The organism is Desulfopila inferna (assembly GCF_016919005.1).
Taxonomy (GTDB): domain Bacteria; phylum Desulfobacterota; class Desulfobulbia; order Desulfobulbales; family Desulfocapsaceae; genus Desulfopila_A; species Desulfopila_A inferna.
Window position 1 is genome coordinate 415,071 of sequence record NZ_JAFFQE010000002.1, and the last position, 25,227, is coordinate 440,297.

21 protein-coding genes are annotated in these 25,227 nt (G+C 51.1%); 9 read left to right on the top strand and 12 right to left on the bottom strand.

Features of this window, described 5'->3' with window-relative positions; genetic code table 11:
* Positions 1–6 precede the first annotated feature (6 nt).
* The 3 genes from JWG88_RS05855 to JWG88_RS05865 form a co-directional block, all read right to left on the bottom strand.
* The gene (locus JWG88_RS05855; protein WP_205232775.1) at positions 7–768 is read right to left on the bottom strand and encodes an ABC transporter ATP-binding protein; all 762 of its coding nucleotides are present in this window, start codon (positions 766–768) and stop codon (positions 7–9) included.
* 466 nt (positions 769–1,234) lie between these two features.
* Positions 1,235–2,818, bottom strand: a complete 1,584-nt coding sequence (locus tag JWG88_RS05860) for a PAS domain S-box protein (RefSeq protein ID WP_205232776.1) — start codon at positions 2,816–2,818, stop codon at positions 1,235–1,237.
* Positions 2,819–2,907: 89 nt separating this feature from the next.
* Positions 2,908–3,276, bottom strand: a complete 369-nt coding sequence (locus tag JWG88_RS05865; RefSeq protein ID WP_205232777.1) for a DUF423 domain-containing protein — start codon at positions 3,274–3,276, stop codon at positions 2,908–2,910.
* 247 nt (positions 3,277–3,523) lie between these two features.
* Between JWG88_RS05865 and JWG88_RS05870 the strand changes: the two genes are divergently transcribed.
* The gene (locus JWG88_RS05870) at positions 3,524–3,991 is read left to right on the top strand and encodes a PaaI family thioesterase (protein ID WP_205232778.1); all 468 of its coding nucleotides are present in this window, start codon (positions 3,524–3,526) and stop codon (positions 3,989–3,991) included.
* Positions 3,992–4,023: 32 nt separating this feature from the next.
* On the opposite strand, the gene JWG88_RS05875 is transcribed toward JWG88_RS05870, so the two are convergent.
* The 6 genes from JWG88_RS05875 to JWG88_RS05900 all read right to left on the bottom strand — a co-directional run bounded on the left by JWG88_RS05875 (position 4,024) and on the right by JWG88_RS05900 (position 10,756).
* A complete protein-coding gene (locus tag JWG88_RS05875; RefSeq protein ID WP_205232779.1) occupies positions 4,024–5,118 on the bottom strand; it encodes a GGDEF domain-containing protein in 1,095 nt (364 codons plus the stop codon).
* A 290-nt stretch (positions 5,119–5,408) separates the two neighbouring features.
* Positions 5,409–5,957 (bottom strand): nucleotidyltransferase family protein, encoded by a 549-nt coding sequence (locus JWG88_RS05880; protein WP_205232780.1) that lies wholly within the window; start codon positions 5,955–5,957, stop codon positions 5,409–5,411.
* Positions 5,920–6,789, bottom strand: a complete 870-nt coding sequence (locus JWG88_RS05885; protein ID WP_205232781.1) for an XdhC family protein — start codon at positions 6,787–6,789, stop codon at positions 5,920–5,922. Before JWG88_RS05885 ends, JWG88_RS05880 begins: the two co-directional genes overlap by 38 nt.
* A gap of 4 nt (positions 6,790–6,793) precedes the next feature.
* Positions 6,794–7,786: an FAD binding domain-containing protein gene (locus JWG88_RS05890; RefSeq protein ID WP_205232782.1), complete on the bottom strand. Its 993-nt coding sequence runs from the start codon at positions 7,784–7,786 to the stop codon at positions 6,794–6,796.
* Positions 7,787–7,789: 3 nt separating this feature from the next.
* On the bottom strand, positions 7,790–10,111 hold the full coding sequence (locus JWG88_RS05895; RefSeq protein WP_205232783.1) for a xanthine dehydrogenase family protein molybdopterin-binding subunit: 2,322 nt from the start codon (positions 10,109–10,111) through the stop codon (positions 7,790–7,792).
* 3 nt (positions 10,112–10,114) lie between these two features.
* On the bottom strand, positions 10,115–10,756 hold the full coding sequence (locus tag JWG88_RS05900) for a (2Fe-2S)-binding protein (RefSeq protein WP_205232784.1): 642 nt from the start codon (positions 10,754–10,756) through the stop codon (positions 10,115–10,117).
* 660 nt (positions 10,757–11,416) lie between these two features.
* Between JWG88_RS05900 and JWG88_RS05905 the strand changes: the two genes are divergently transcribed.
* Positions 11,417–12,850, top strand: a complete 1,434-nt coding sequence (locus JWG88_RS05905; protein WP_353740663.1) for a cytochrome B6 — start codon at positions 11,417–11,419, stop codon at positions 12,848–12,850.
* A 59-nt stretch (positions 12,851–12,909) separates the two neighbouring features.
* Here JWG88_RS05905 and JWG88_RS05910 read toward each other — a convergent pair whose 3' ends face one another.
* Entirely contained in the window at positions 12,910–13,500 is a 591-nt protein-coding gene (locus tag JWG88_RS05910; protein ID WP_205232786.1) for a DUF3786 domain-containing protein, read from the bottom strand.
* A 653-nt stretch (positions 13,501–14,153) separates the two neighbouring features.
* Between JWG88_RS05910 and JWG88_RS05915 the strand changes: the two genes are divergently transcribed.
* The 7 genes from JWG88_RS05915 (at position 14,154) to JWG88_RS05945 (ending at position 21,781) form a co-directional block, all read left to right on the top strand.
* Positions 14,154–15,311, top strand: coding sequence for an ABC transporter substrate-binding protein (locus JWG88_RS05915; protein WP_205232787.1), 1,158 nt, complete (start codon positions 14,154–14,156; stop codon positions 15,309–15,311).
* A gap of 39 nt (positions 15,312–15,350) precedes the next feature.
* Positions 15,351–16,265, top strand: a complete 915-nt coding sequence (locus JWG88_RS05920) for a branched-chain amino acid ABC transporter permease (protein WP_205232788.1) — start codon at positions 15,351–15,353, stop codon at positions 16,263–16,265.
* A complete protein-coding gene (locus tag JWG88_RS05925; RefSeq protein WP_205232789.1) occupies positions 16,265–17,257 on the top strand; it encodes a branched-chain amino acid ABC transporter permease in 993 nt (330 codons plus the stop codon). The genes JWG88_RS05920 and JWG88_RS05925 overlap by 1 nt, the downstream gene beginning before the upstream one ends.
* Positions 17,250–17,999, top strand: a complete 750-nt coding sequence (locus JWG88_RS05930; RefSeq protein ID WP_205233234.1) for an ABC transporter ATP-binding protein — start codon at positions 17,250–17,252, stop codon at positions 17,997–17,999. The genes JWG88_RS05925 and JWG88_RS05930 overlap by 8 nt, the downstream gene beginning before the upstream one ends.
* Complete coding sequence (locus tag JWG88_RS05935) at positions 17,999–18,700, top strand: ABC transporter ATP-binding protein (protein ID WP_205232790.1); 702 nt, start codon at positions 17,999–18,001, stop codon at positions 18,698–18,700. The genes JWG88_RS05930 and JWG88_RS05935 overlap by 1 nt, the downstream gene beginning before the upstream one ends.
* A 127-nt stretch (positions 18,701–18,827) precedes the next feature.
* Complete coding sequence (locus JWG88_RS05940; RefSeq protein WP_205232791.1) at positions 18,828–21,410, top strand: histidine kinase dimerization/phosphoacceptor domain -containing protein; 2,583 nt, start codon at positions 18,828–18,830, stop codon at positions 21,408–21,410.
* Positions 21,407–21,781, top strand: coding sequence for a response regulator (locus JWG88_RS05945; protein WP_205232792.1), 375 nt, complete (start codon positions 21,407–21,409; stop codon positions 21,779–21,781). The genes JWG88_RS05940 and JWG88_RS05945 overlap by 4 nt, the downstream gene beginning before the upstream one ends.
* Before the next feature lie 43 nt (positions 21,782–21,824).
* Here JWG88_RS05945 and JWG88_RS05950 read toward each other — a convergent pair whose 3' ends face one another.
* Together JWG88_RS05950 and JWG88_RS05955 are read right to left on the bottom strand one after the other, a co-directional pair.
* On the bottom strand, positions 21,825–22,910 hold the full coding sequence (locus JWG88_RS05950) for a DUF4388 domain-containing protein (RefSeq protein ID WP_205232793.1): 1,086 nt from the start codon (positions 22,908–22,910) through the stop codon (positions 21,825–21,827).
* Positions 22,911–23,201: 291 nt separating this feature from the next.
* On the bottom strand, positions 23,202–25,049 hold the full coding sequence (locus JWG88_RS05955; protein ID WP_205232794.1) for an SLC13 family permease: 1,848 nt from the start codon (positions 25,047–25,049) through the stop codon (positions 23,202–23,204).
* Between the last annotated feature and the right edge of the window lie 178 nt (positions 25,050–25,227).

Sequence of the window (25,227 nt, forward strand, 5' to 3'; positions counted from 1 at the left end):
TAAAACTTACTCTTCTCCAATATAGGCTTCAATAACTGTAGGATCAGCCGCAACCTCTTCCGGGCTGCCGGAGCCGATCAGTTCGCCGAAATCAAGAACGTAAATCTGATCCGAGATATCCATGACAACGCCCAGATCATGCTCTACCAGAACTATGGTAATGTCCCACTCTTTCTTCAGATCAAGGATAAAGCGTACGATGTCTTCCTTTTCCTCGATATTCATTCCCGCCATGGGTTCGTCCAGAAGCAGGAGCTGGGGCGCCAAGGTCAGCGCCCGCGCTACCTCCACACGTTTCTGGACCCCGTAACTCAGATTGCCGACCATACTTTTCCGATAGAGCTCCAGCTCCATAAAGTCGATAACCTTTTCGACAAAGGCCCGATTCTCGGCCTCGATTCTTGACGTCTTGCCGAAATAGACAAGCGCGTGAAACAGAGAATAGCGCAGGTTCTGATGGCGGGCGAGAAGGAGGTTGTCGAGAACCGAGAGTCCTCTGAACAATTCAAGGTTCTGAAAGGCTCTGGCAATACCCATACTGGAGATCTGATGGGGAGATGCATTGGTCAGGTTGCGCTCACCATAGTGTATATCTCCTTTGGTAGGATGATAGAATCCGGAGATGCAGTTGAGAATACTTGTTTTGCCGGCACCGTTCGGTCCGATAATCGAGGTGATGATCCCGGGTTCAATGGTTATATTGACCTCGGTGAGCGCGTTCAGACCGCCAAATGTGAGAGTAACATCGGAAACAATTAATTTCGTCATAGAGTCTGTAATATCAACAGTTTCAACAGAGTTCGGTTTCTATCCAAAACGTCGGCCTCTATAGCCAGGGCAATTGTCCGGTTTCCGCTGGATTAGAGACGAATATCAATATATTACTACTCGGGCCAGGACATGCATGTGCAGGGTAGTTAGTACCTCACTCCCCAAAAACCGACATAAAAGACACGAAAACGGAAACTCTTTCAAAAGCCGAGATCTTGAATACTGCCAAGGTGCTTATACCCCTCAAGGGGTACCGTAAAGAGTCCAGCTCCTCTGGGTTCGACAACACATACATTGTATATTGAGCTGCGCATGAGGCACAGCATGTAATGCGAGACTAGGTTCATGTGAGAGGTTATCCGAAGACAGGTAGATAAGCTGTCGCCGAATATATTGATAGAATACTAGAAACCACATATTTCGCAAGTTTATATAATAGTGGGAAAATAGTGGTATATTCCCACTATTTTTCCATAGCCAGCAGATGAGAGCGAAGATTTATCTTCTTGTTTTTTATACCTAATTTATCACGGATATGGTGACGGTGAAAAAGAACGGTATTTTTGGAAACCAACAGAATTTCGGCAATTTCCTTATTGGTCATACCCTCCTTAACCAGGCTTGCGACTTTAATCTCCACAGGAGTAAGATGAACCAGGCCCGAGGCCAGCTTATCGATGAAAGGTGAGATTATATTATTCAGATTCGTTTCCAGAATCCGGGCAAGAGTTTTCTGCCGGTCGTTCAATCGTCCGTTGATAATCCCCTGCAGGTAGGGATTGACCAGTTCCTGCACGTTGCGCAAAACAATCTCACCGAGCTCCTTTTTATCTTCTTCCCGTTGCTTGAGAAGCACCCTGAGAGCGGTATTGACTTCTTCAAGATGATCCGATTGGGCCTGAAGCTCTTTTTCACGTTTTCGCAGGGCCTTTTCGGCCCGCCTGCGGTCTTCTATTTCCTGCTCGAGCTGTATGTTCGTCTGCTCAAGCTCTGCAGTTCGCTCCGCCACCAATATTTCCAAGTGGTCCCTATAATTTCTCAACTCATCTTCCGCTTGCTTCTGGGCGCTGATATCGCGCAAGGTCACAATATTGCCCTGTGGCCGGCCATCATCTCCCTGATAAAGAGTCGAACTCAACTGAACATCCAGGATTTTGCCGTCCTTGGTGTATCGCCTGGTTTCAAAAAGATGAATCTTCTGACCACTGAGCATCCGCCGAATGGCCTCTTTTGTTTCCGCCACATTTTCCGGGGGAACGAAGTCAATCTGCTTGCCGAGGAGCTCGTCCCTCGACAATTGAAAGGTCTGCTCAAAGGCCGGATTGACGTAGGTTGCCACTCCCTGCATGTCATAAACCACAATGGGATCGGGGGAAGACTCAAGGAAGGTGCGGTAACGACTTTCGCTCTCCCGCCAGAAAGCTTCAGTCATTTTTTTCTGGACCAGTTCACGCCGCACATCCGCATAAAGCCGCGCTTTTTCAAGGGCAATAATTGCCAGTGCGGCGAACTGCTCGAGAGTGGCGATATCCTCCCTGCTGAAACGTTTGTCAGCGTCGACATGGGCAAGACCGATGACCCCCAGCACCTGGTTTTCTGATTTAAGCGGTATTCCCACTATGGAGCGCAGTCCATCGAGAACCTTATCGGCAATGCGGCCGGGCCAGGTCAAATAATCCTCTACAAGAACTGGTGCTTCGGCCTGCCAGACCCGACCTCCCATACCTTCGCCGAGAGAAACCCTGCGGCCCAGCTGGCCCTTGAAAAAACCCATTCCCATCTTCATCTGCATCTGCTCTCCCCCGGCATATGGCAGATAAATATAGCCATGCGCGGTGCCGCTGAGAGATGCCGCCCGTTCGAGAATATTTTCCAGCAACTCTTCCTTGTCCAGCTTATCGATCAAGCCCAGGGAAGTCTCGTGAAGGGCCTTCAGGGACTCATTATGCCGATGAAATACCTCCTCAGCGGCCTTGAGGCGTTTAAACTCCAGATTGAGCGTTTCGATCTGCCGGGCCAGATCCATGTAGGAAGGTTTTCTGCTCATAATTTAAGATTAGCTTTTATCTTTTGACGGCATGGTAAAAGAGCATCAAGTTTCCAGACAGGGTTGCCTTGTCCGGGAGAAACCAATCTCTATTTCCTGCCAGGCCTGCAAGCAGCAAGACAGAGCCAGCCGGCCAAAAAAAGTATTCCTCCTGCCGGGGTGATATATCCGGTATCAACGGAACTAAACGCCATCAAATAGAGGCTGCCAGAGAAAAACACAATCCCGCCCAGGAAACAGAAGCCTCCCAGAACTGCCGGCCTCGCCGGCTGCTTCTGAGAAGCGATCAACAGCGATGTACAGAGAAGGGCCAGTGAGTGAAACATCTGATAACGCACCCCTTTGTCTATCCAAAGGGACTGCATCTCATTAAATAACCCGGAATGGGCTCCCCAGGATCCCACAGCCACAGAGATGCCGGCCAGCAGCGAACCGAGAAGAAAGAAAAGACGAGCCATTACCGCCTCCTTATTGAGCAAACCCAGAAAGTCAGCTCAACCGGATTTGCCGTTTAGCATTGAGAATATAGAGAATACTTGTATTTTACATTGAAACGAAAAGGAAATTGTGTCAACAATCTTTTTAACAGGCAGGCATGGTGACGATCTCACAGAATCGAGACAATCAGCACTGACCAAGTTCCCGAAATTGATCTTCGGAAATACCCCGTGGGTTAAAAAAATCTATCACATAAGAGACTGATACATGGAGAAATCATTTCAAGATCACTACCCGGAATCCTACAGTCACTGTTACGGCTGCGGTTCAAAAAATGACAGTGGGCTGCAGATAAAGAGTTATTGGGATGGCGATGAATCCGTCGCGGTTTTTCATCCCGAGAAATATCATATGGCCTTTCCCGGATATGTTTACGGCGGTCTGATCGCTTCGATAATCGATTGCCACTCCACCGGAACTGCGGCGGCCGCGGCCTACCGGGAAGAGGGACGGGAAATGGGTTCAGAGCCCGCTTTCCGCTTCGTCACGGCTTCACTGCATATCGATTATCTCCTGCCCACACCCTTGGGACCCCCACTCCACCTGCGTTCACGGGTTACCGAGATCAAGGGAAGAAAAGTCGTTGTAGAAACCGAATGCATCGTCGAGGACAAGGTTACCGCAAAAGGGAAAGTTGTCGCCGTTCAGATGCCGGAGCATCTGCTACCGGAATAAGGATAACAGGCGATCGGCCCGGCTAAAACGGATCAACCCTCTACCTTATTTCTGCCATGCCGTTTCGCCTGATACAGAAACTTATCGGCGGTATTGATCAGTTCATTCAATTTCTGTCCCTGGATATATTCGGCCACGCCGATGCTGACGGTTATCGATACCTGGTTTTCCTGACAGATGATCGAAATCTTCTCCGTTGCCGCCCGCAGCCGCTCTGCTATTTTTTTCGCCTGTTCGCCTGTTGTCTCCGGCAGGAAAATCAGAAATTCCTCCCCGCCCCAACGGGCTACGACATCACGCTTTTGAGTATTTTCAACAAAAACATCAGATATTTTTCGCAGGAAGTTGTCGCCGCATTCATGCCCATAGGTATCATTAATCCCCTTAAAATGATCGATATCGGCAATCAACACACTGAAAACTTTGCCGCTTCTCTCCAGGCGGCGTAATTCACTGCGGAGCTGCTCAAACATATCTCTTCTATTGGAAAGACCGGTCAGTTCGTCTTTTCTGGAAAGACGATCGAGTTTACGGCTGAGATTGAGCAATTCCTTCCTGCCGTCCTCCCGGGCATATTCATACGCCAGAGCGACAAAACTCGTCGAGAACATGGCTGCTATAAAACGCAGAGTAAAGGCGGGGGAATACTCCGTCTTCAGGAGAATGTTGTCGGGAACCATCAACATAAAGACCACCATTCCAAGAAGTGCGGCAAGATATATACATCCGGGGATCAATCCCAAAATATAAAAAATCATACCCGGCATAACGAACATCCAGAGGGGACCGGTATTACTACTTCCGCCGGTACTGAGAAGGTACAGACCGAGAAAGGTCATCATGGTAACGACAATAGTTGAAGAAAGACGATACCTGCCGGTCATATGAAGAAAAACATAGTTTGCGGCACTGAAACCTGCTGCGGAAAAGACCACTACTGCCAGCTGAATATTGCCTTCCTTCAAACCGATTATACCGAATGCAACCAGAAGCGCAAAACTGATAATGCTGAACACTGAAGTGATGATAACCTGCTTACGCACATCGGCACTGCTTTCCTTTACAGAACCGGCATAGATGATATATTTGAACCAGTCGCCAATCATAAAATATTTTCTCTGACCCATAGAAAAACTTCCGGATACATCTGTGCCGACCAGCCCGTTACGGTCATCCTTATCAGGGCCAAGAGCAATAAATAATATTCATACATACCATCGAAGAAACAGAATTGCTCATGCTGATTCGATGTCCTTCTCCGAGATGAGCATCGATCTTTTCTTTCCGCTTATGGCTTCGGTTGCACCGATAAAAAATGATACTCACTGTTCCTTAATGATGCACTCGTAAAAAGCGTAATCTAGGTCGGTTCGGAAATGCATTTATCGGTGAGGAAAAGTAAAGATCCCCGGCTGAATTATTCTTTCTCTTTTTCGGCCAGAGAGGCGAGGTGCTGATAGTCTCTGAAACAGTCCATATCCGTGCTGACCCCCGGATCATCGATGGGCAGGCGCAAAACACTGCTAGGACATTCGGCAATTATTCGATTCATTGGTTTTACGTGGGCACCGCGAGAAAGATGTGCAGCAGGAAAAAGCGTGGGATGGCCGCCGCGGCCGCCATATGTCGGTATAAGGATATGATGCGGATACCGCTCATGCTGCCGGCTCAGGAGCCTGTAGCTCGAAGAAAGAACCAGGGGGTGATCGGCAAGCCCGACCATTATCCCGCTAACTCCATGCGGCAAAAGATCAAGGCCGGCCTGCAGCGAATCCGACATCTGGCTCTCAGGATCACGGTTAACGGCAACCGCCACAGGCATGTCGGCAAGAAGAGGTACAATCTTTTCTCTATGGTGACCCAGCACCACAATTATATCGATTATTCCAGCACTAAGGATACGATTCAGGCAAAAGGTAAGCGCCGGCTCATTCCGCAGCGGCAACAGCTGCTTTATCCGCCCCATGCGACGTGATGCCCCAGCCGCGAGCAGTATGAAAGCCGTCTTGCAGACCATGGCTGCTCCTTCTCTGAATAAGTTGAGCGGTGATGCTCACCGCTATCTCGGCAGGAGAACGGGCACCGATATCAAGACCGACCGGGGTATAGAGCCTGACCAGCTCCTCTTCACCGACTCCTTCTTCCTGCTGCAGCCGCTTGAGAAAAGAGGTGCGCTTACTGCGGCTGCCCACCAGTCCGACATAGGATGCCGGCGTGGCGAGGGCCTTGCGGATCACCGTGTAGTCGTGGGCATGGCCGCGGGTTGCACAGACGATGCAGGTGGAAGGGCTCACCCGCAATTGATCAAATATTGTCTCGAAATCACTGGTCATGACCCGGGCCGCATCCGGCAGCAGTTTGGGATCGGCGAATTCGGGCCGATCATCGACGACAATCACCGAGAAACCGACCGCGGCCGCCGTTCTGCAGAGGGCCTGGCCCACATGACCGGCACCGGCGATGATCAAACGGCTGGCGGGCAGGACGGGTTCGATATAGAGGGTGGCCCGGCCACCGCAGACATACGTCGGTGCCGCAGATAAATCCACATGATGGAGAACCGTTTCACCTTTCTCCATGGCAAGCAGAGCGGCATCGACAGCCTCTTTTTCCATGGTTCCGCCGCCCACTGTGCCGATGATATCGCCATTGCCGAAAACCACCATCTTGGCGCCGGCCTTGGCAGGCGCCGAGCCCTTAACGTCAATGAGCAGCACCAGGGCGCACGGTTCCTGCCGCTGCTGTTTTTTGACAAGCTCCTCAAAGACCCGTTCCGTCCCAACCGATTTTTTATTCATCAGGCTATTTTTTCTCTCCTATTTTTTCTCCCGCTTTGGCAAGTTCCTCTTCAAGCATACCCCGAAACATCGCTATCTTGTAACGGTTTTTGTTCAAAGGTTCGGCATCGGCAACGGCAGCCGAGGCGGCGGCCGCAATAGTCTGCGCATTGAGCGCTTTATTTTTGAGCTCTTCCTCGGCTGCGGTACTGCGCCATGGTACAGGCGCAGCCCCGGAGAGCACCACGGCAGCCCTGGATATCCGGCCGCCATCCGCGCCAAGCACCAGAGCGACACCGGCCAGGGCGAAATCCCAGGCCCTCCTGGCCCGAATCTTCCGGTAGGAGGAATATTGGCCTGCAGCAGCATCGGGAACGGTGATGTGGGTGATGATCTCGCCCTGCTTGAGCGCCGTCTCCTTCTCGACATCGTCCTGCGGCAGGACATGAAGGTCTTCAATGGCTATATTCCTGTTGCCGTCCGGGCCGGCAACGTGAGCCACACCGTCACAGGCGACCAGCACCGGGGCCGTATCCGAGGGATGAGTGATCGCACAGATATGATTGTGTCCGAAGATGGCGTGAAACTGGTTTTCCCCGCCGAGGGCGAAACACCTCTCCCCGCCCTTGCGCAGACAATGGAATTCACCGCGATAGTACCAGCATCTTGGTTTCTGGCAGAGATTGCCGCCTATCGTTCCCTGGTTGCGCAGTTGCGGACTGGCAACTTCGGCGGCTCCCTGAGACAGGCCCGGGAAGTTTTTCTTCACCATGCTGTTCTCACTGATTTCGGTAATGGTGGTCAGCGCCCCTATCTGCAGACCTTCATTCGTTTTTCTTATACCTTTGAGCTCTTTGAGGCCACTGATGCTCACCACCGTCCTGCTGTCTATGATCCGTTCACGAAGACAGCCGAGCAGATCGGTACCGCCGGCATGCACCCACGCGCCTTCATGGCGCAGCTGGGTGATGGCCTCATCGAGCTTCAAGGGACGTACATAGGCAAATTTCGGCAGCATGGCTTACCCCTTTGTTTTCTTGGAAAGTTCACGGATTATATCCATAGGCAGAACCGGTGACTTGGTAAAACGAATACCGGTGGCCATATACAGAGCATTGGCAATGACTGCGCCGGTCGGAATAGTGACCGGCTCGCCCAGTCCCTTGGCCCCCGTATTATTGGCCTCGGGATCGTCAATCTCGATTGCCACGCTGACTGTTTTCAGCGGCACATCGAGGGCGGTCGGCAGCTTGTAATCGTGCCAGTTCCGGTTGCAGAGTTTGCCGGTCTGGTTTTCATCGAGTTGGCGGAATTCGGTAAGCGCGAAGCCGATTCCCATGACAATACCGCCATACACCTGATTGTCGAAAGTTGCCCTGTTTAAAACACGTCCGCTGTCATGTGCACCGAGAAATCGCAGCAGCTTCACCTCTCCGGTACGAAGATTGACCTCGAGTTCGCAGAATTGCGCGGCAAAAGGATTGATCACTTTATCTTCGATATTGGGACCGCGATATCCCACACCGATGACCTCGCCGCGTTTCTTTAGACCGCTGATCTCTTTGATCTTCACCTTTTTGGAGCTGTCATTGCCCGAGACAATTTCATCACCAATATATTTTAATTGTTCCACTTCGACACCAAGGTCTTCGGCGGCCATCCTCTTCAACTCCTGTTTCAGGGCGATGGCGGCATTGCGTACCGTCGGCGCTTCGGTGGGCACCGTCTTGCTGCCTCCACTGGGAGTGGCAAACTGGGTGGTGGCCGTATCGGCATATTCTATCTGGATAATTGAAGGATGAACACCCAGCTCTTCGGCGGCCACCTGCGCCATCACCGTCTTGGTGCCGGTGCCGATGTCGCTGGCGCCCATATTGAGATTGACGGAGCCGTCCTTGAAGAGCTTGAGAATGACTGTGGAAGGCGGTCCGCCGTCTCCGGCTATCCAGAGACAGGCACCGGCCCCGACACCGCGCTTGATGTATTCATTGCCTTCATTGTACTCCCTGGCCTGCTGCAGGGCTTCCTGCCATTGAAATTCTTCTGCGCCCCGCTCCAGGCATTGGCGCAGCCCGTCAGTAGTATAGGGTTTATCCTCCCTGGCCTGGCTTTTCTGCGGAATGTTGCGCAACCGGAATTCAACCGGGTCCATGCCAAGTTTATCGGCAAGCTCATCCATCATCTGCTCCAAAGCCCAGGCGCCCTGAGGATGGCCAGGGGCGCGAAAGGGCCGGGCCGGGCCGGCATTGATCAGCACATCCCTGCTGATGGTGCGGACATTGTCGCAGAGATAGAGATCGCGGATCAACCAGTCCACCAGCTGGACACCGCCGGCAGGATAGGCTCCGCTGGGTCCGCTGCACTCGAAATCAAAGGCGGTAATGGTGCCGTCTTTTTTTGCTCCTGCCTTGAGCCGCATACTATTTGCCGGCCTGTTGCCGACACAGAGAAAGGTTTCCTCTCTGGATAGCAGCATCTTCACCGGCCGGGAACATTTTTTAGCGAGCAGGGCGCAGACGGCGGTATATTTCCCCGGTTTGAGTTTACTGCCGAACCCACCTCCCATATACTGATTGGAAACCCGAATTTTGGAAAGCGGCAGCCCCAGCGCCTCGGCGATGCGCGACTGTACGGCATACACTCCCTGGCTCGACTCCCATATGGTCAAGCGGTCACGATCCCAGTTGGCCACGCAGCCATGTAATTCCAGCGGCGTGTGGAGCTCGACAGAGGTCCGATAGCTCTGCTCCAGAACGACATCGGCCTCGCTAAACCCCCTTTCCACCTCCCCTCGGGAATACTCCTCCTCTTCCAGCAGATTGCCCTCTCTGCCGATCCTGACCGCCCCCTCATCGAGAGATTTTTCATGGTCGACGACAAAGGACAGGATCTCATACTCTACCTGTATCGCTCGTGCGGCATCGCTCGCCTGATACCAGGTATCGGCGGCGACGGCAGCAACAATCTCTCCTTCAAAGCGGCAGTGGGGGTCAAAAAGGGGTACTTGGCGGTCCTGGTACTTCCATTTGATGTCTTTTGCTTCCCTGGACTCTCCGGTAAGAACCGCCCGCACCCCTTCCATCTTCTCCGCCTCCGATACATCGATTTTTTTCACCCTGGCATGTGGATGCGGGCTGCGCAGAATGGCACCATAGAGCATTCCAGGCAAGAGAATATCCGAAGGATATTGAGCTGTACCACTGACCCTTTCATAGCCATCGACCCGGGGTAGCGGCTTACCGACCACATCGGTTTTCTTCCAGAAAGAGGGGGCATCTTCCCCTACGGGAGTTTCGGGAACGGGAATACCTTCCCTGTAGTAAATGTCATCGTTGGCTGCCATGGATTATCTCCCCTGGTTTTTTTTGAGCCGGGCCGCCTTGTCGGCGGCGGCGAAGATATTCTGATAGGCTCCGCAGCGGCATAGATTTCCGGAACAGCCTTTTCTGATTACCTCAGGAGAAGGCGACTCAACCTTGCGCAGCAAACCCTCAACCGCCATAATCTGCCCTGAGGTGCAGTAGCCGCATTGAAAGGCATCCTCCTCGGCAAAGGCGGTCTGAACCGGGCCAAGTTCCTCGCCATCCAGCAAACCTTCGACGGTGGTGATCACCTTGTCTTCTGCTTCAACGGCCAGAGTCAGACAGGAATACCTGGGCACGTCGTCGATCAGCACCGTGCAGGACCCGCATTCGCCGCGGTCGCACCCCATTTTCGTACCGCCAAGCCCGATAATCTCGCGCAGTACATAAAGCAGAGACCAGCGCGGCTCCACCAGAAGAGTATACATGTTGCCGTTGATGGTGAGTTCGACCTGCTTTACCGATGCATCGGGCATAACCTGCTCTCCCGGAGCGGCCTGAAGCTGTCTGAACAGGGGGGGAGAAAGCAGGGAAGTGGTGACCACTCCGGCACCGACCCCGATAAACTGTATGAATCCCCGGCGGCTATAACCTGCAAAATCTTTTTCTTCTTCATTGTGGCTCATAACTCCTCCTCATAAAAAAGGTGGATGCAGATTCTCTGTCTCCGTTGCCTGGATTAGTACTTTACAGATTTTTTTCTTGTTTTTTTGCAAGAATATAATCTGTCTAAAGGTTCTTATCCAGCTCAGCTTGATTAGGATGTTGTGTTCCAAAAAGCAATTTGCATACCATCATTGAGTAACTCGCTCCTCAGAGACCTATCTTAAAAAAGAAAATCGAAAGTGAATTTGAGAACGGATGCTTAAACAGGGCGACATGGTCTCATATCCAACTCAGCCGGGGCCTGCAAATTTCTCCAAATGTCTGTTCACCCGAGTATTCCGACAAAAAAGGCCCCTTCAGTCCTGCTTAACCGGATCAGTCCGGCCTGCCTGGACGGAAATGACAATCAGGGAAAAACGGCATAGCCGTAACGAGGCTGTATTCAAATCATAGGCAATCCCCTCACCAACTGGCACACTGCTTGAAACTCTGTATGTGTTGAACCGGTGCTTGAGGGGGCCGCATCATAATCACCTTCGCCTCTCAGAATAGTGATGCTGCTCGTGTCGATATATCTCCGATGAGTTGAAATATACGATCAAACGGTCACTGGCCGCCTGCATCTGCAGTGTCAGTCCCGAGCAACCATCCCGAAAAAAAAAAGCAAAAGGAGGTTCATGATGAAACATCGGAAAATGATGATCACGGCGGCGCTCCTGGCCGCAGCCATGCTCCCGGCCGTATCCTCTATCCAGGCGGAGTACGAGAGTCATGAAAAAATGGGTATTCCCGAGGATGTCGACCCAATCCACTCCACCTATATTCCAGTAGTTATAAAAGAAAGCTTGCAGAGCACCATGGAAAAAGACAAGGCGATGAAGGCTGAAGTCATGGCGCGCCAGCAGACCCTGCTCGAACGCCGTTATGACCTGAGCGACAATCCCTCCGAGGTCATGATGTCTGCAGAAAGAAAAGCCGTTCAGCAGGGAGTCCGGGTGAAACTTCTCCAAGGCATGACCTGGGAAAAGCTCTCGACAATGTCGCCGTCGGAAATACGTGAACAGGATGCCTTTCCGGAAGGATTTCTTCCTCTTCCCCATGCCAAGCATGAAACCGGCGGACAGGTGATTCCACCGGAACAGATTAAGGAAATCAACAATCTCGAACAGCGCAACCTCGAGCGTTTCGATGTCGAATTCGACCTGCCCAACCACCTGCTGCCCGAATATCCACCGCCGATATTTCTCAGCAGCAGACCGGATTTGGGGGATGTTTCACAGGGCAAGCTGCTTTCCATTAGAAATTATTATGAGATAATGCACGGAATAATCACCCCGGTGCAGATGGAGGGGCTGAGGCTTCTGCTCACTCCATTTCCACAGCAGCAGTTTAACCAGACAGAGGATCGCAAAGTGGAAGAGGCAACATTGGGAATCTCCTGCCTGGATTGTCATGCCAACGGTCATACCAATGCGGCCTTTCACCTCAACCCGGATACCAGGCCCCATGTAGCCCGTTTTCGACTGGACACCGTCAGTCTCAGGGGGATGTTCAACCAGCAGATCCACGGCTCGAAACGATCATTGCGTTCAATTGAGGACTTCACCGAATTCGAACAGCGAACCGCATATTTCGACGGCGATCACGTAACTGCCGCAAAGAAAGGTGTTCATCTGCCGGATCGCACCAGCCAGGTGGCCATGATGGCGCAGATGCAGAACATGTTCGACTTTCCGCCGGCGCCGAAGCTTACGGTTTTCGGTCGTCTCGACTCGGAAAAGGCCAGTGAGAAGGAGCTCAGGGGAGAGGAAGTTTTTTTCGGCAAGGGGCGCTGCGCCGAGTGTCATCCCGCTCCATTCTATCTCGATGACAAGATGCACAACCTGCGGGTGGACCGTTTCTATAAGCCCCATATGAGCAACAAGAAATGGATAACCGGGGTAGGACCCATCAAAACCTTTACCCTCAGGGGTATCAAGGATTCACCGCCCTACATGCACGACGGTCGGCTTCTGACGCTTGAAGACACGGTCGAATTCTTCAACCTGGTCACCGACCTCAAACTCAACGAAGAAGAGAAAGAGGCCCTTACTGCCTTTCTCCGCTGCCTGTAGGCTTGAGCCGGGTCAAAAACGCGGGTATTCTCATTTAAGGAATATCCGCGAAAGATATGTCAAGCGGCAATACGAAGACAGACATCACACAGCAGACCGAAAACGACGTCCAGGCGCAGCGTATCGGCAACGGAGCTGTCGATTAGCAGTTTGGCCTCCGCAGGAAAATCCTCATCGCCGACCCAGTAAAGCAGGGCGACGTCGATCGAGCCGAGTATGTGAAAGCTGAACGAACAGTCAGCCATATCCAGAGGAATGCCCTTGAGCGACTCGCATTTGCGCTGCAGTGCCTGAAGATCGTCGCCAAAAGCCCGGATGATCAGATCTGTGGGGATGGCGTGCGGTCCCCGAAAAAAAGTAGTCCCGCCGACAAGATCCTTCTCCGAGATAAAATTGGAGGCCGGGACCGCTTTTTTGGGGGACAGCAGATAATTAATGAGAAAGACATAGAAGTAATCATGCGCCTCGGGTGCGCCGTCCAGGGCTTTGATCAATTCTCTCTGCGGATATACTGCGAACCTGCTGTTCCATGCCGAAACTTCATAGCATCCTTCTTCCTTGTTATACCGGCAGAACGGCGCCATGACGATATCATCCACCCTGCGTTCAGCCAGTTCGGCGAAAAGCTGTTTATCCACCATGCCTGCCATATTCCCTCTCCTTTTAGTACCTTACTCCTGAAAAACCGTCAGAAAAAACAAGAAACGAATAATGTATTTGATAACTGTGAATTGCCCTCTATATCCAAGGTACTTATCCCGGCCGGTTTACCGGCTTCCCGGGGTTAGTACGTTACAGAGTGTTTTCTTGTTTTCTTGCAAGAAAATATATCTGTCTAAAGGTTCTTACACCCCTCAAGGGGGTACTGTAAAGAGTCCAGCTCAGCTGGGTTGGTATCATTTGCATCTGCGACAGTTTCAGAGAAAGCCGTTTTGATGTATTCGGCAAAATCAATGATTCTCTTGTTTGCGCTATTGTGACAGATGATGCGTCTTTTGTGAAGCAGGAAAATTCAATACCATAGAGATTTCACGCCGATTATTTTACTTGCAACTTTTGCAATCTTTTTCTAGTCTTCCAGGTTTGGTATTCGGAAGGAACGTAGATCACACCGAATACCCGCTTATCCCGGTTTTTTTCTGTTGAGCAAGATCCAGCCCGCATTGCCGGACTGTTACCATTCTTCGTGGAGTGGTTTCTTCTGCGAAATCTTTTCTGCAGATCTATGGAGTTATCGGGTAAGTGCATTCTGCCGGAAGAAAAACAACCGGCCGGTCACAGGTCTCAATCACGGGAGGGGAGTATGAAAAAGAGTATACTGACACTGTTTTTTGTGGTTATCGCGACGCAGCTCAGTGCTGCAGAGCCTGTTAAAATCGGCATGATCACCACGCTTTCGACCAAAGCCGGATACCTTGGGGAGGATACCCGCGACGGCTTCAAGCTGGCCATAGCCCAGGAGAGCGGCAAGCTCGGCGGTTTTCCCATTGAGCTGATGGTTGAAGACGACAGCAGAAAGCCTGAAAAAGGCCGGCAGATCGCCGAGCGATTCATCAAGAAGGATAACGCCAGGATTCTCACCGGCATCGTTTTTTCCAATGTCGCCATGGCCGTCATCCCCAAAGTCGTCCGGGAGGATGTTGTCTACCTGAGCACCAATGCCGCACCGTCAAAGCTTGCCGGTAAAGGATGTGATCCCAATTACTTCAGTGTTTCCTACCAGAATGACAATCTTGATGAGGTGGTCGGGCAATATGTCAACGACAGCGGACATAAGAGTGTCTATCTCATTGCCCCGAATTATCCCGCCGGCAAGGATCATCTCGCCGGGTTCAAGCGCTATTTCAAGGGCGAAATCAAAGGTGAGGTATATACCAAACTCGGCCAATCCGATTATGCCGCGGAAATTGCAGGTTTGCGGGCGGCCCAGCCGGAATCGGTCTTTTTCTTTCTGCCCGGCGGCATGGGCATAAACTTTCTCAAACAATATTCGCAGGCAGGTCTTGCCGACGAAATCCCGATCTATGGCCCCGCCTTCTCCTTTGATGAGCGCATCCTCGAGGCCGTCGGTCCCGCTGCCGAGGGAGTCAAAAACGGTTCTCAGTGGACTCACGACCTCGATTATCCGGCCAATATCCAGTTTGTCAAAGCCTATAGGGAAGCATACAACCGCATGCCCACCCTCTATGCCGCCCAGGGTTACGATACCGCCCGTCTGATCGGCAGTGCATTAAAGGAGGTGAACGGTGATCCGACCGATCTCATCAAGTTTAGAGCAGCTCTGAAAAAGGCCGATTTCGAATCCGTGCGCGGCAACTTCAGCTTCGGCAACAATCAACATCCCATCCAGGATGTGTATATTCGTGAAGTCATTAAAACGGCAGAAGGCTATACCAATAAAACCGTGGAAAAGGTCTTCTCCAATCATGTTGATGCCTACGCCTCCGAATGTCCAATGTAGCTGACGGTACAGGGGGGCCGCGATCCGGCCCCCACTCTTATGCTTCTTTTCTTTGAACAGATTCTCAATGGTCTGCAACTCGGGATCACTCTCTTTCTGATGTCGGCGGGATTGACTCTCGTTTTCGGCATAATGCAGGTTATCAACCTGGCACACGGTTCTTTCTACATGATTGGCGCCTATGTCTGCGCCACCGTGGCGGCCCGGTCCGGATCGTTTCTTCTTGGTATGGCGCTCGCTCTGCCGGCCGCGGCCCTCTGTGGCATGCTGATGGAATTTGTCATCCTGCGACGGCTCTATAAACGTGAACATCTCGATCAGGTTCTGGCAACCTTCGGGCTGATCATGTTTTTCAATGAACTCACCCGAATCCTCTGGGGACGCCAGCCCCTCTACCTCAATGTGCCGTCATGGCTCAGCGGCAGTATTGAGCTGCTGCCCGATCTTGTCTATCCGGTATACCGCCTTGCCGTCATCGGCGTCGGTCTGTTCGTGGCCCTGGCTCTGTGGTTCATGTTTTCACGGACCAGGTTGGGCATGCAGATAAGGGCCGGAGCCTCGAACCGCGACATGATCGGCGCTTTGGGCGTCAATATCAAACTGCTCTACACCATGGTATTCGGACTCGGCACAATGCTGGCGGGACTGGCCGGTGTTATGGCCGGTCCCATTCTTGCCGTGGAAGCGGGCATGGGAGAATCCATTCTCATTCTGACCTTCGTGGTGATCGTCATCGGAGGAATCGGCTCAATCCGGGGAGCCGTCGCCGGGGCACTGCTGGTCGGCCTGGTCGATACTCTCGGACGGGCCTTTCTGCCCACCCTGTTCCGCCTGGTGTTCGAATCGGCCACCGCCGACGCTGCTGCTGCTTCTCTTTCCTCGATGGCCATTTATATCCTTATGGCAGCGGTTCTCGTATGGAAACCCACAGGCCTTTTTCCGGCGCACAGCTAATGAAAGCAAATTTTCGAAAAACAGCGGCGATTACCCTTGGTGCAGTCTTTCTGCTCCTTCTCCCGGTTGCCGCCATTTTGGCGCAGGAGCCCTATTTCATCTCCCTGTTCAGCAGGATCCTCATCTACGCCCTGGCCGCCGTCAGTCTGGATCTATTGCTCGGCTATGCCGGCATGATCAGTCTCGGCCACGCCGCCTATGTCGGCATCGGCGCCTATGTAGTCGGTATATTCTTTTATCATGCCTCCGAGATGGAACCGCTTTTCTCTTTTCCTTTTCTTCTACAGGGAAGTGAAAACGCTATGCTGGTGCTGCCCCTGGCTGTCCTCGTCTCTGCCTTTTTTGCCATGGTCATTGGTTCACTCTGCCTGAGGACCAAGGGCATGCATTTTATCATGATCACCCTGGCCTTTGCCCAGATGCTCTATTACTTCTTTGTCTCCCTGGGAAAATACGGCGGAGACGACGGTCTCTCCCTTTATTCGCGCTCAACCATGCCGGGCCTGGATCTGGATAATGATCTGCAATTCTATTATTTCTGTCTCTTCCTGCTCATGGGTTTTCTCTTCATGGCCAAGAGGCTGGTGGAATCCCGTTTTGGCCTGATGATCAGAGGAGGCAGCAACAACGAGCGGCGTCTCTGTGCCCTGGGGATCAACTCCTATAAATACAAGCTGGCCTGTTTTGTCATCGCCGGCGCCGGAGCCGGTCTGGCAGGAGGACTGCTGGCTAACCAGACGGAATACGTCAGCCCCGGTCTGATGCACTGGACCCTTTCCGGGGAATTGATGGTTATGGTCCTGCTCGGCGGCCTGGGCACGATCTTCGGCCCGGTCCTGGGTGCCGCGGTCTTTCTTCTGCTCGAGGAAACCCTGGCCATGTATACCGAACATTGGATGGTCTATATGGGACCCTTTCTGGTTATCGTTGTGCTCTTTGCCAAACGCGGTCTGTTCGGCCTCATTACCGGGGAGAAACACAACAATGGTTGAAACAATCCTCGAAGTGAAGGGCCTCAATAAATCATATGGCGCCTTGCAGGCCACAAAAGAACTGAGCTTCGCTGTTGAGCGAGGGCACATCCACGCTCTCATCGGGCCCAACGGCGCCGGCAAAACCACCCTGGTCAATCAGCTGACCGGAGATATCCGCTCCGACAGTGGCAGGATAATATATAAAAACAAGGACATAACCGGACTCAGGGATTACCGCAGGGCACGACTGGGAATCGCCAGGTCTTTTCAGATCACCCACATCTTTGAGAATCTCAGCGTTGCCGAAAACATGGCCCTTTCCATCTGCGCCAATGACGGTCATAATTTCCGCTTCTGGTCCGACAGTATGAAAAGCAGAATCGTCAGGGAAAAACTGCCCGAAGCGCTGGAACGCATCGACCTGAACGGTCGAGCCGATGTACGGGCAAGCGCTCTGTCGCACGGCGAGAAGCGACAGCTCGAGGTGGGCATGGCGCTCACCGGCAAACCCGAGTTTCTTATACTTGATGAACCCATGGCCGGATTGGGTCCAGGCGGGACCATCGAGCTTTCCAAGTTGATAAAAAGGCTCAAGGGTGATCTGACCATCCTGCTGGTGGAACATGATATGGACGTGGTCTTTGCCCTTGCCGATATTATCACGGTGCTGGTATACGGCGAAAATATCCTCACCGCACCTCCCAGTGAAATCCGGCGGGATGAGCGGGTGCGCTCCGCTTACCTTGGAGAAGGTGAGTAATGCTTAAGCTTGATAAAATTGACACCTTTTACGGAGAAAGCCAGGCGCTGTTTAAGGTCTCGCTCCAGGTCAAAGAAGCCGAGGTCGTCACTCTTCTCGGCAGAAACGGCATGGGAAAAAGTACGACGATCCGCTCCATCATGGGTCTCACCCCGATCCGGCATGGGCAGATTTCCTTCGCTGAAAAACTAATCCACACATTGCCAAGCTACAGTATCGCCCGCCTGGGGCTTGGTCTGGTGCCGGAGGGCAGGCAGATTTTCCCCAATCTCACCGTCCGCGAAAATCTCATCGCCACGGCCTCTAATTTTACCGGATCGGCTACCCCCTATACCACTGACGATATCTTCACCATCTTTCCGCGGCTTAAGGACAGGCTTAACAACTTCGGCAATCAGCTCTCCGGGGGCGAACAACAGATGCTTGCGGTCGGCAGAGCCCTGATGATCAATCCCAGATTGCTCATTCTCGATGAGGCCACCGAAGGCCTTGCTCCCCTGGTTCGCCGTGAAATCTGGCGGGGCCTGGCCATTCTCAAAAGCAAAGGTCTGGCAATTTTAATAATTGATAAAAATCTCAAGGCTCTGATGAATATAGCAGAGCACCACTATATCATGGAAAAGGGCCAAATAGTCTGGGACGGTACTACTGCCGAGCTCCAATCTCTCCCTGATCTCCAGTCCCGCTACCTGGGAGTATGACTTGTGAGATGAGTTTGTCGTGTTATTATAATTGTGCCGTGGTGTTCAGAATTTTTTCACATTACTTTACTGGAATACCTTGTTATGCTTACCTGAATTTAAGACAAGGAGCCGATAGCTAAAAAATATGATTGAAAAGATCAAGTCCAGTATAGGTTTTAAGCTGCTTCTTTTACTTACAATCGTCATTATTCTGGCTATTGTCCCACTTACTTTCACCGCCCTGCGTTCTCTCAAACATTATGGTCAAATAGCCGACGAATTGCACGAAGAGCAAATACGGCTTCAGGCGCTTTCCGGACTAACAAAAATCACCAGCGAGCAAGCGGGCAGATATCAGGAATATTTTAACCGCATTGCAGCTTCTGCTGCTCTTTTAGGGAGCCAGGCCTCGGCAATTTATGCCGATCTCCCCATTTATTCGGCAATTCCACTCCAAAAATATTCCTACAAATTATCGAAAAAAAACAATACCTGGAGAAACGACAGTGTCGACCCGGTGGTGACTCTTTACTGGGGGGAAACAGATATACCGGCAAAGGTCAGCGAGGAAATGCGGGCCATGACCCATTTGACCCCTCTTTTCAAGAGAGTCTTGCGGGAAAACCCCGAGGCACACGCGGTCCACACTATTTTTATTTCAGGGATGGGCCACTACTTCACCAACAATGGTAGAAGCAAAAAAGCTGCATTTGACATATTGCCCACTACGGTATTCGATCTCCGCCATGGAGAACCGATGACCATCTTTGGCCGAAAAAAGCAGGAGAAATATGATGTCAAATGGACCGATATATACAAGGACATAGTCACTAATGACTATATGCTGACCGCCAGTGCACCTATTTATGATGACAATGATGTGTTTCGTGGCATAACCGGCATCGACATACCTCTCAGTACCATCATAAGTGAAGTTTACGCCTATGACAAAATTCCCTCCAAGGACTTGATCCTGTTCTCTTTTATTCTGAACGAAGATGGGCGGATAGTTGCAATGCCGCAAAAATTCGCTCAACTTCTCGGTATAACTTTTGATCATCCAGATTTTGCCAATACCGGCGATCGTCTCAATACCTATCTCTGGGAATCACACCATAAGAGCGTCCAGGAGATGGTATATACCGCCAAGAGGTTAATAAATTATTCGGGAAAGCTCTCGATTGATTCCAAGAATTACTACATCGCTACCAGCAAAATGCCCAAACAGGGATGGATTTTCGGCATAGCTGTCCTGGAAGAGGATATGCTCCTCTCTGTTGCCGAGAGCCGCCAGGAACTGAGCAAAACCATTAAAAGCATGGCTGCTAAGGGGGTCTTTATTTCTTTGTTCACGGTGTTTATTGCTGTTTTCATTATTTTTACCTTTCTCAAATATCTGATCACTCCTCTGCGCAAACTTGCTCTTGCAACAACCCAGGTCGCCGCGGGAGACCTCACGGTCCGCAGCCCGGTAACCTCAACCGATGAAGTCGGTGTTCTGGCGCGTTCGTTCAATTCCATGGTGACGCAACTCGAGGCCGTGCAGATGCAGCAAGAGCAGCATTCGAACTCTCTCAAGCTGGAGGTGGAACAGAGAAACGCGGAGCTGTTCAGACAAAAAAAAGATCTGGAAAAAATCATAACCCAGCTCAAAAGGGAGATTGAGCACAGACAGATAATTTCTGAGGCCCTGCGTCATAGCCAGAAGATGTACATTGATACCCTGGAATCATCCAACGCCGGTGTCTATATCGTTGAAGACGGCATCATCAGCTATGTTAATACATCTTTGGCCGAAAACCTTTTTCGTTCCTCCAAGGAGGAACTTGTTGGAAAAAGCCCTCTGGAACTTTTTTGCGAAGAGGAACGCCCACTCGCTGCAGAGAACATACAGCAACGCCTCAAAGGTGTGGACATTCCCCCTTATACAATTAAATGTCTTCGTCCGGATGGCTCTTCTTTTCCTGGAGAAATATGGTCAAGGGTTTCAGCCTGGCAGCATAAGAAGGTACTGGTCGGCACAATTTCCGATATCAGCGATATTAAAAAGAATGAAGAACGTCTCCAGATCCAGGACCGCCAGCTCCAGCAGTCTCTGCGCGAAAAAGAAGTGCTGCTCAAAGAGATCTACCATCGGACCAAAAACAATATGTTGATTATCATATCCATGCTCGATCTGCAGAGCGAGGATTTTGAGGACGAAGGTCTCAAAACCATATTCCAGGAAACCGAAAACCGGATCAGATCGATGGCCCTGGTCCACGAGAAACTTTATCAGTCACAGAATCTTGCAGAAATAGACATGGGCAGCTATCTTCATGATGTTGCAGAATCACTGCTCACCTCCATGGTGCTCGATAACAGGATAAAACTTAAGATAGATGCCGAACCGATACTGATTAATATCGATTATGCAGTCCCGCTGGGATTGGTTGTCAACGAAATAATAACCAATTCCATCAAACATGCATTTCCGAACAAGATGCCGGGTTCAATTTTTCTGAGTATAGAAAAGTCGGGCTGTAAAGAGCTCTTGCTGACCATAGCGGATAATGGTATTGGTCTTCCTGAAGAGGTTGATGTGCTGGGCAGCACCACCTTCGGCATGGGAATCATCATATCCAGTCTGGTCAAAATGCAGCTTAAGGGCCAGATCACGGTGGAGCGCAGTCAAGGCACACGATATCAAATCAGTTTTCCTGAACCAAAGATAGTGCAGCGTCTATGAAAAAGCAGCCGATAAGGATAATGGTGGTCGAGGATGAAATTCTCGTGGGCATCATGATTGCCAAAAAACTGCGGGCCTTCGGTTATGATGTCAGAGATGTCATCACCTCAGGAGAGGAGGCTATCGATCAGGCCGGATATGACCAGCCCCAGGTGATTCTTATGGATGTCACCCTGTCGGGAAGCATCAATGGCCTGCAGGCAGCCCGGCAGATTAAGGTTAAATACAATATCCCCATAATCCTCTTCAGCGGCTACAATAAAGAAGATCTGGCCAAAGAGGCCGAAAAGATTGAACCTGTAGCAATCGTCTCGAAAATGGGCAGTATTGCAGAACTGCAGGCTGCTATAGAAAAGGCCGTTGCCGGCTGAATTTCAATTCCTGTTGACATCCCGTCACTTTGGAAGCAGATGATTATCCTCGCTGTTCATCGATCCGCTGCAATCCTTCCATAAGTATTCCGATAAATTCACCAATCGGCGGAAGCCTGTCAAGTTCAGCGGGGACCCCTTTGGTGTAACTGAAATGGCCGCTTTTCTCAGATAGAAGCATCAGGATAGCTTCGCGATTTCGGAGTTTGAGAAAACGGGCATGAATGATTTGGCCATCCCTGAAAAAAACCAGTGCCTTGCCCTGATCAAGAGCCAGGGAAACCGTGCCGGTCTTCTGAGCTGAATTGATAAGCTGAAAGAGATCGACAATGGTGATCTCTGCCAGCTCTCCGGTCATGCCCGAGGTAATATTTCCTGAACGCAGGGCCATGGTCTGAGCTCGCTCTACCAGCATTTTGAAAAGAAAAAGCTGCAATACCGGATGCTTTACAATGATCTGCTTAAAGTTTTTGATACTCAGCATGGCCACCTGGACGGCCGCTATGGATCGTACCGTCTGGCTTATCGGTTCGCCGGTCAGCAGGCTCATTTCACCAAAAATCTCCCCGTGCCCCAATTCCGCCAGACGTGAGCCATCGTCGGCCATAACCGCCACCCGGCCTTTCAGAAGAATGTAGAGGTGATCACCGGGGGCTCCCTTTTTTATAATTATCTTGTCAATGGGGATGGTCTTCAAGTCAAGAAGCAGAGTGAGGTCGCTGAGGGCATCATCATCAAGAGGTTCGAAGATGGTCAGGTTTCGCAGCACACCAAAGAATTTATCCAGGTGCTGGCGTCGACGCTTCTCTTCCGTCTCATTGAGAAGCTTCATCTGCAATGTTGCAAAATCTTTATCTTTTTTAAACTCAAAACTGACATGCCCCTCGCAGCCGCCGCAACTGAATTTCGTTCTCTGGCCGCCTAATTTAGAAAAACCGCCGAAGCTGTCCCGAGAGCTGATGATTTTGACTATTTCCTGTGCCAGAAAAAGGCAGCCGGGCTTGAAGGAGGAAATCGAAAGGCAGCAGTTAACAACCTTGAATTCTTCACCGACATTATAGATAGGACAGGAACGTTCCTGGGTGACAATAAAAATGGCATCACGAAATTTAACAGCTTTCTTTTCCACGGCACGCTCTTAGTGATAGTCTTACCCTGAGAAGTCATTTCCGCTAAATTAGCGGGTAAAAAAAGCCCTAACAGGATACGACCTTCCATCCAAGAGTTCAAGATAAAGTATTGAGACGTATTTGTTTGCCGTTAACTACAGGAGGGCGGAAGTTTTTAAAACCATTCCTGGTTCATGAAAGGCGCCGTGTTCCGGGCAGCTTTCAGAGGTCAATCAACAAACCTGCAACGCCGGAGATCGGGCTTTTTCGAAGTCGGGAGTTTATGCCCGTACGGGTGTTATCGAGGCCTTTTAAAGAGGATAAAAAACCCACAGATAAGTAACCAGAGCTGTCGTAAAAAGAATACTCGCACCGAATCCCGCCTTCATATAATCTCTGGTTTGGTATCCACCGGGCCGCATTATCAGGGCATTGACCTGATGTGTCGGAAGCATGAAGGTGTTTGATGCCGAAATGGCAACCACCATGGCAGCGACTACCGGATTAGTTCCGACATCCACAGCCATATTCATGGCCAGCGGAACCATCAGAACCGTTGCACCGACATTCGAGGCCACCAGCGAGAAAAAAGCGGACAGCAGGGAGATGATCAGCATCAGTGCCAACGGGGAGGGATTGCCAACCGCCTCCAGGACCATGGTGGCGATATAGGCCGCAGCCCCGGTCTTCTCAAAAGCCGTCCCCAGAGGAATGAGGCCGGAGAGCAGGAACACGGTCCGCCAGTCCACCGCCTCGTAGGCTCGATCCGCCTTGATAACTCCGGTAACAATCATGCCGAGTGCACCGGTAAGCAGGGCAATGGAGAGCTGAACTTTGAAGGTCAGGGCCAACACCAGGGAAAGTACCAGAAAAAAAAGAGCACAACGTGTTCGCTCCGGCCGCAGATCCTGGCCTTTGATATCTTCGAGAAAGGCAATATCCGTTTTTCCGGCCAGAAGCCTGAATTGCTCCCATCTGCCCTGCAGAAGAATTGTGTCGCCCTGTCTGAGTTGGGTTACATTAATATTATCCAGGATGATTTCATCACGACGGACTATGGCCAGTGGATTGACATGAAAGGTTTCCCGGAACTGCAGCTCCTCCATGGAGTGCCCGCTTAGATTGGAATGCGGAATTACCACACCCTCGACCACGCCTGATACTTCGGGATAATTGAGATCCCGGAAAACATCGTGCTCTTCCTTGACCGTCCAGCCATGATCTTCGGCGATTTTGGCGATGCGCTCCTCGGAACCGATCACCCATAATGTATCACCCGGTTCTATATGAGTTTCTTGGGTGGGCGAGAGATCCTTCCGCATTCTGTCAGCCTTGACTACGCCCACCACGGTAACATGATAGCGGGGACGAATCTTCAATTCTCCCAAAGTCTGCGGCGGAAAATAGGGAGGCACCTCTATCTCGTAACTGCTTCCCACTTCTGAACCATAGATCTCCTGGAGACGCTTTTCCATTGTGTCTTCATCAATCAGGCAGGCATCACTTGGCAGGAGCTTTCTGCCGAATAAAATGAAGTAGAGAAGGATGACGGCAAGCAGGACAATGCCTATGGGAGTTACAGAGAAAAATCCCAAAGGTTCAAACGGCGCATTATCGAGCGCCTGAGGATTATTGATCCACCAGGACTCCATAAGATCATTGAGCATGATAAGAGGACTGGAGCCTACAAGGGTAAGGCAGCCGCCGGTAATGGCACAAAATCCCATGGGCATGAGAATCCTGCCCGCGGAGATATTGAGTTGCCGGCTGATGCGCATCGTTGCCGGTAAAAATAGGGCAGCCGCACCAATATTCTGCATAAAGCTTGAAATAAAGGCAACCGTAGCCGCGATAACCCCCATCACGCGGGTTTCTTTCACTCCGGCTACTCGAATGATATGTTCGGCGACAAGGTTCATTACCCCCGTTCGGTTTAATCCCGCACCGATGATCATCACTGCGATAATAGAGACGACCGCATTTGAGCTGAGTCCTGCAATAGCCTGATCACCGGTGACCACGCCGCTGAGAGGCAGCAGAACCATCATGAGAATTCCCACAAGATCAACGCGAAGAAGATCGAACACGAACAGCGTCACGGCAATCCCCAGAAGGACGAAGACGATAATCATATCAGTTGTCAGTGCGCCGGCTTCCATTATTCTCCCGTGAGTCAGATATCAACATCGATTATGAACTCATCCAGCCGAGTTGACTCAGAATACTTAAAAAACAAGCAAACAATCTGTAAAGGGCCAACTCAGCCGAGCTACGTAAGTATACGATTAAATACTACAGCTTCCAGGCAGATCGAGCAAGAAGATTTTCCGGTATATA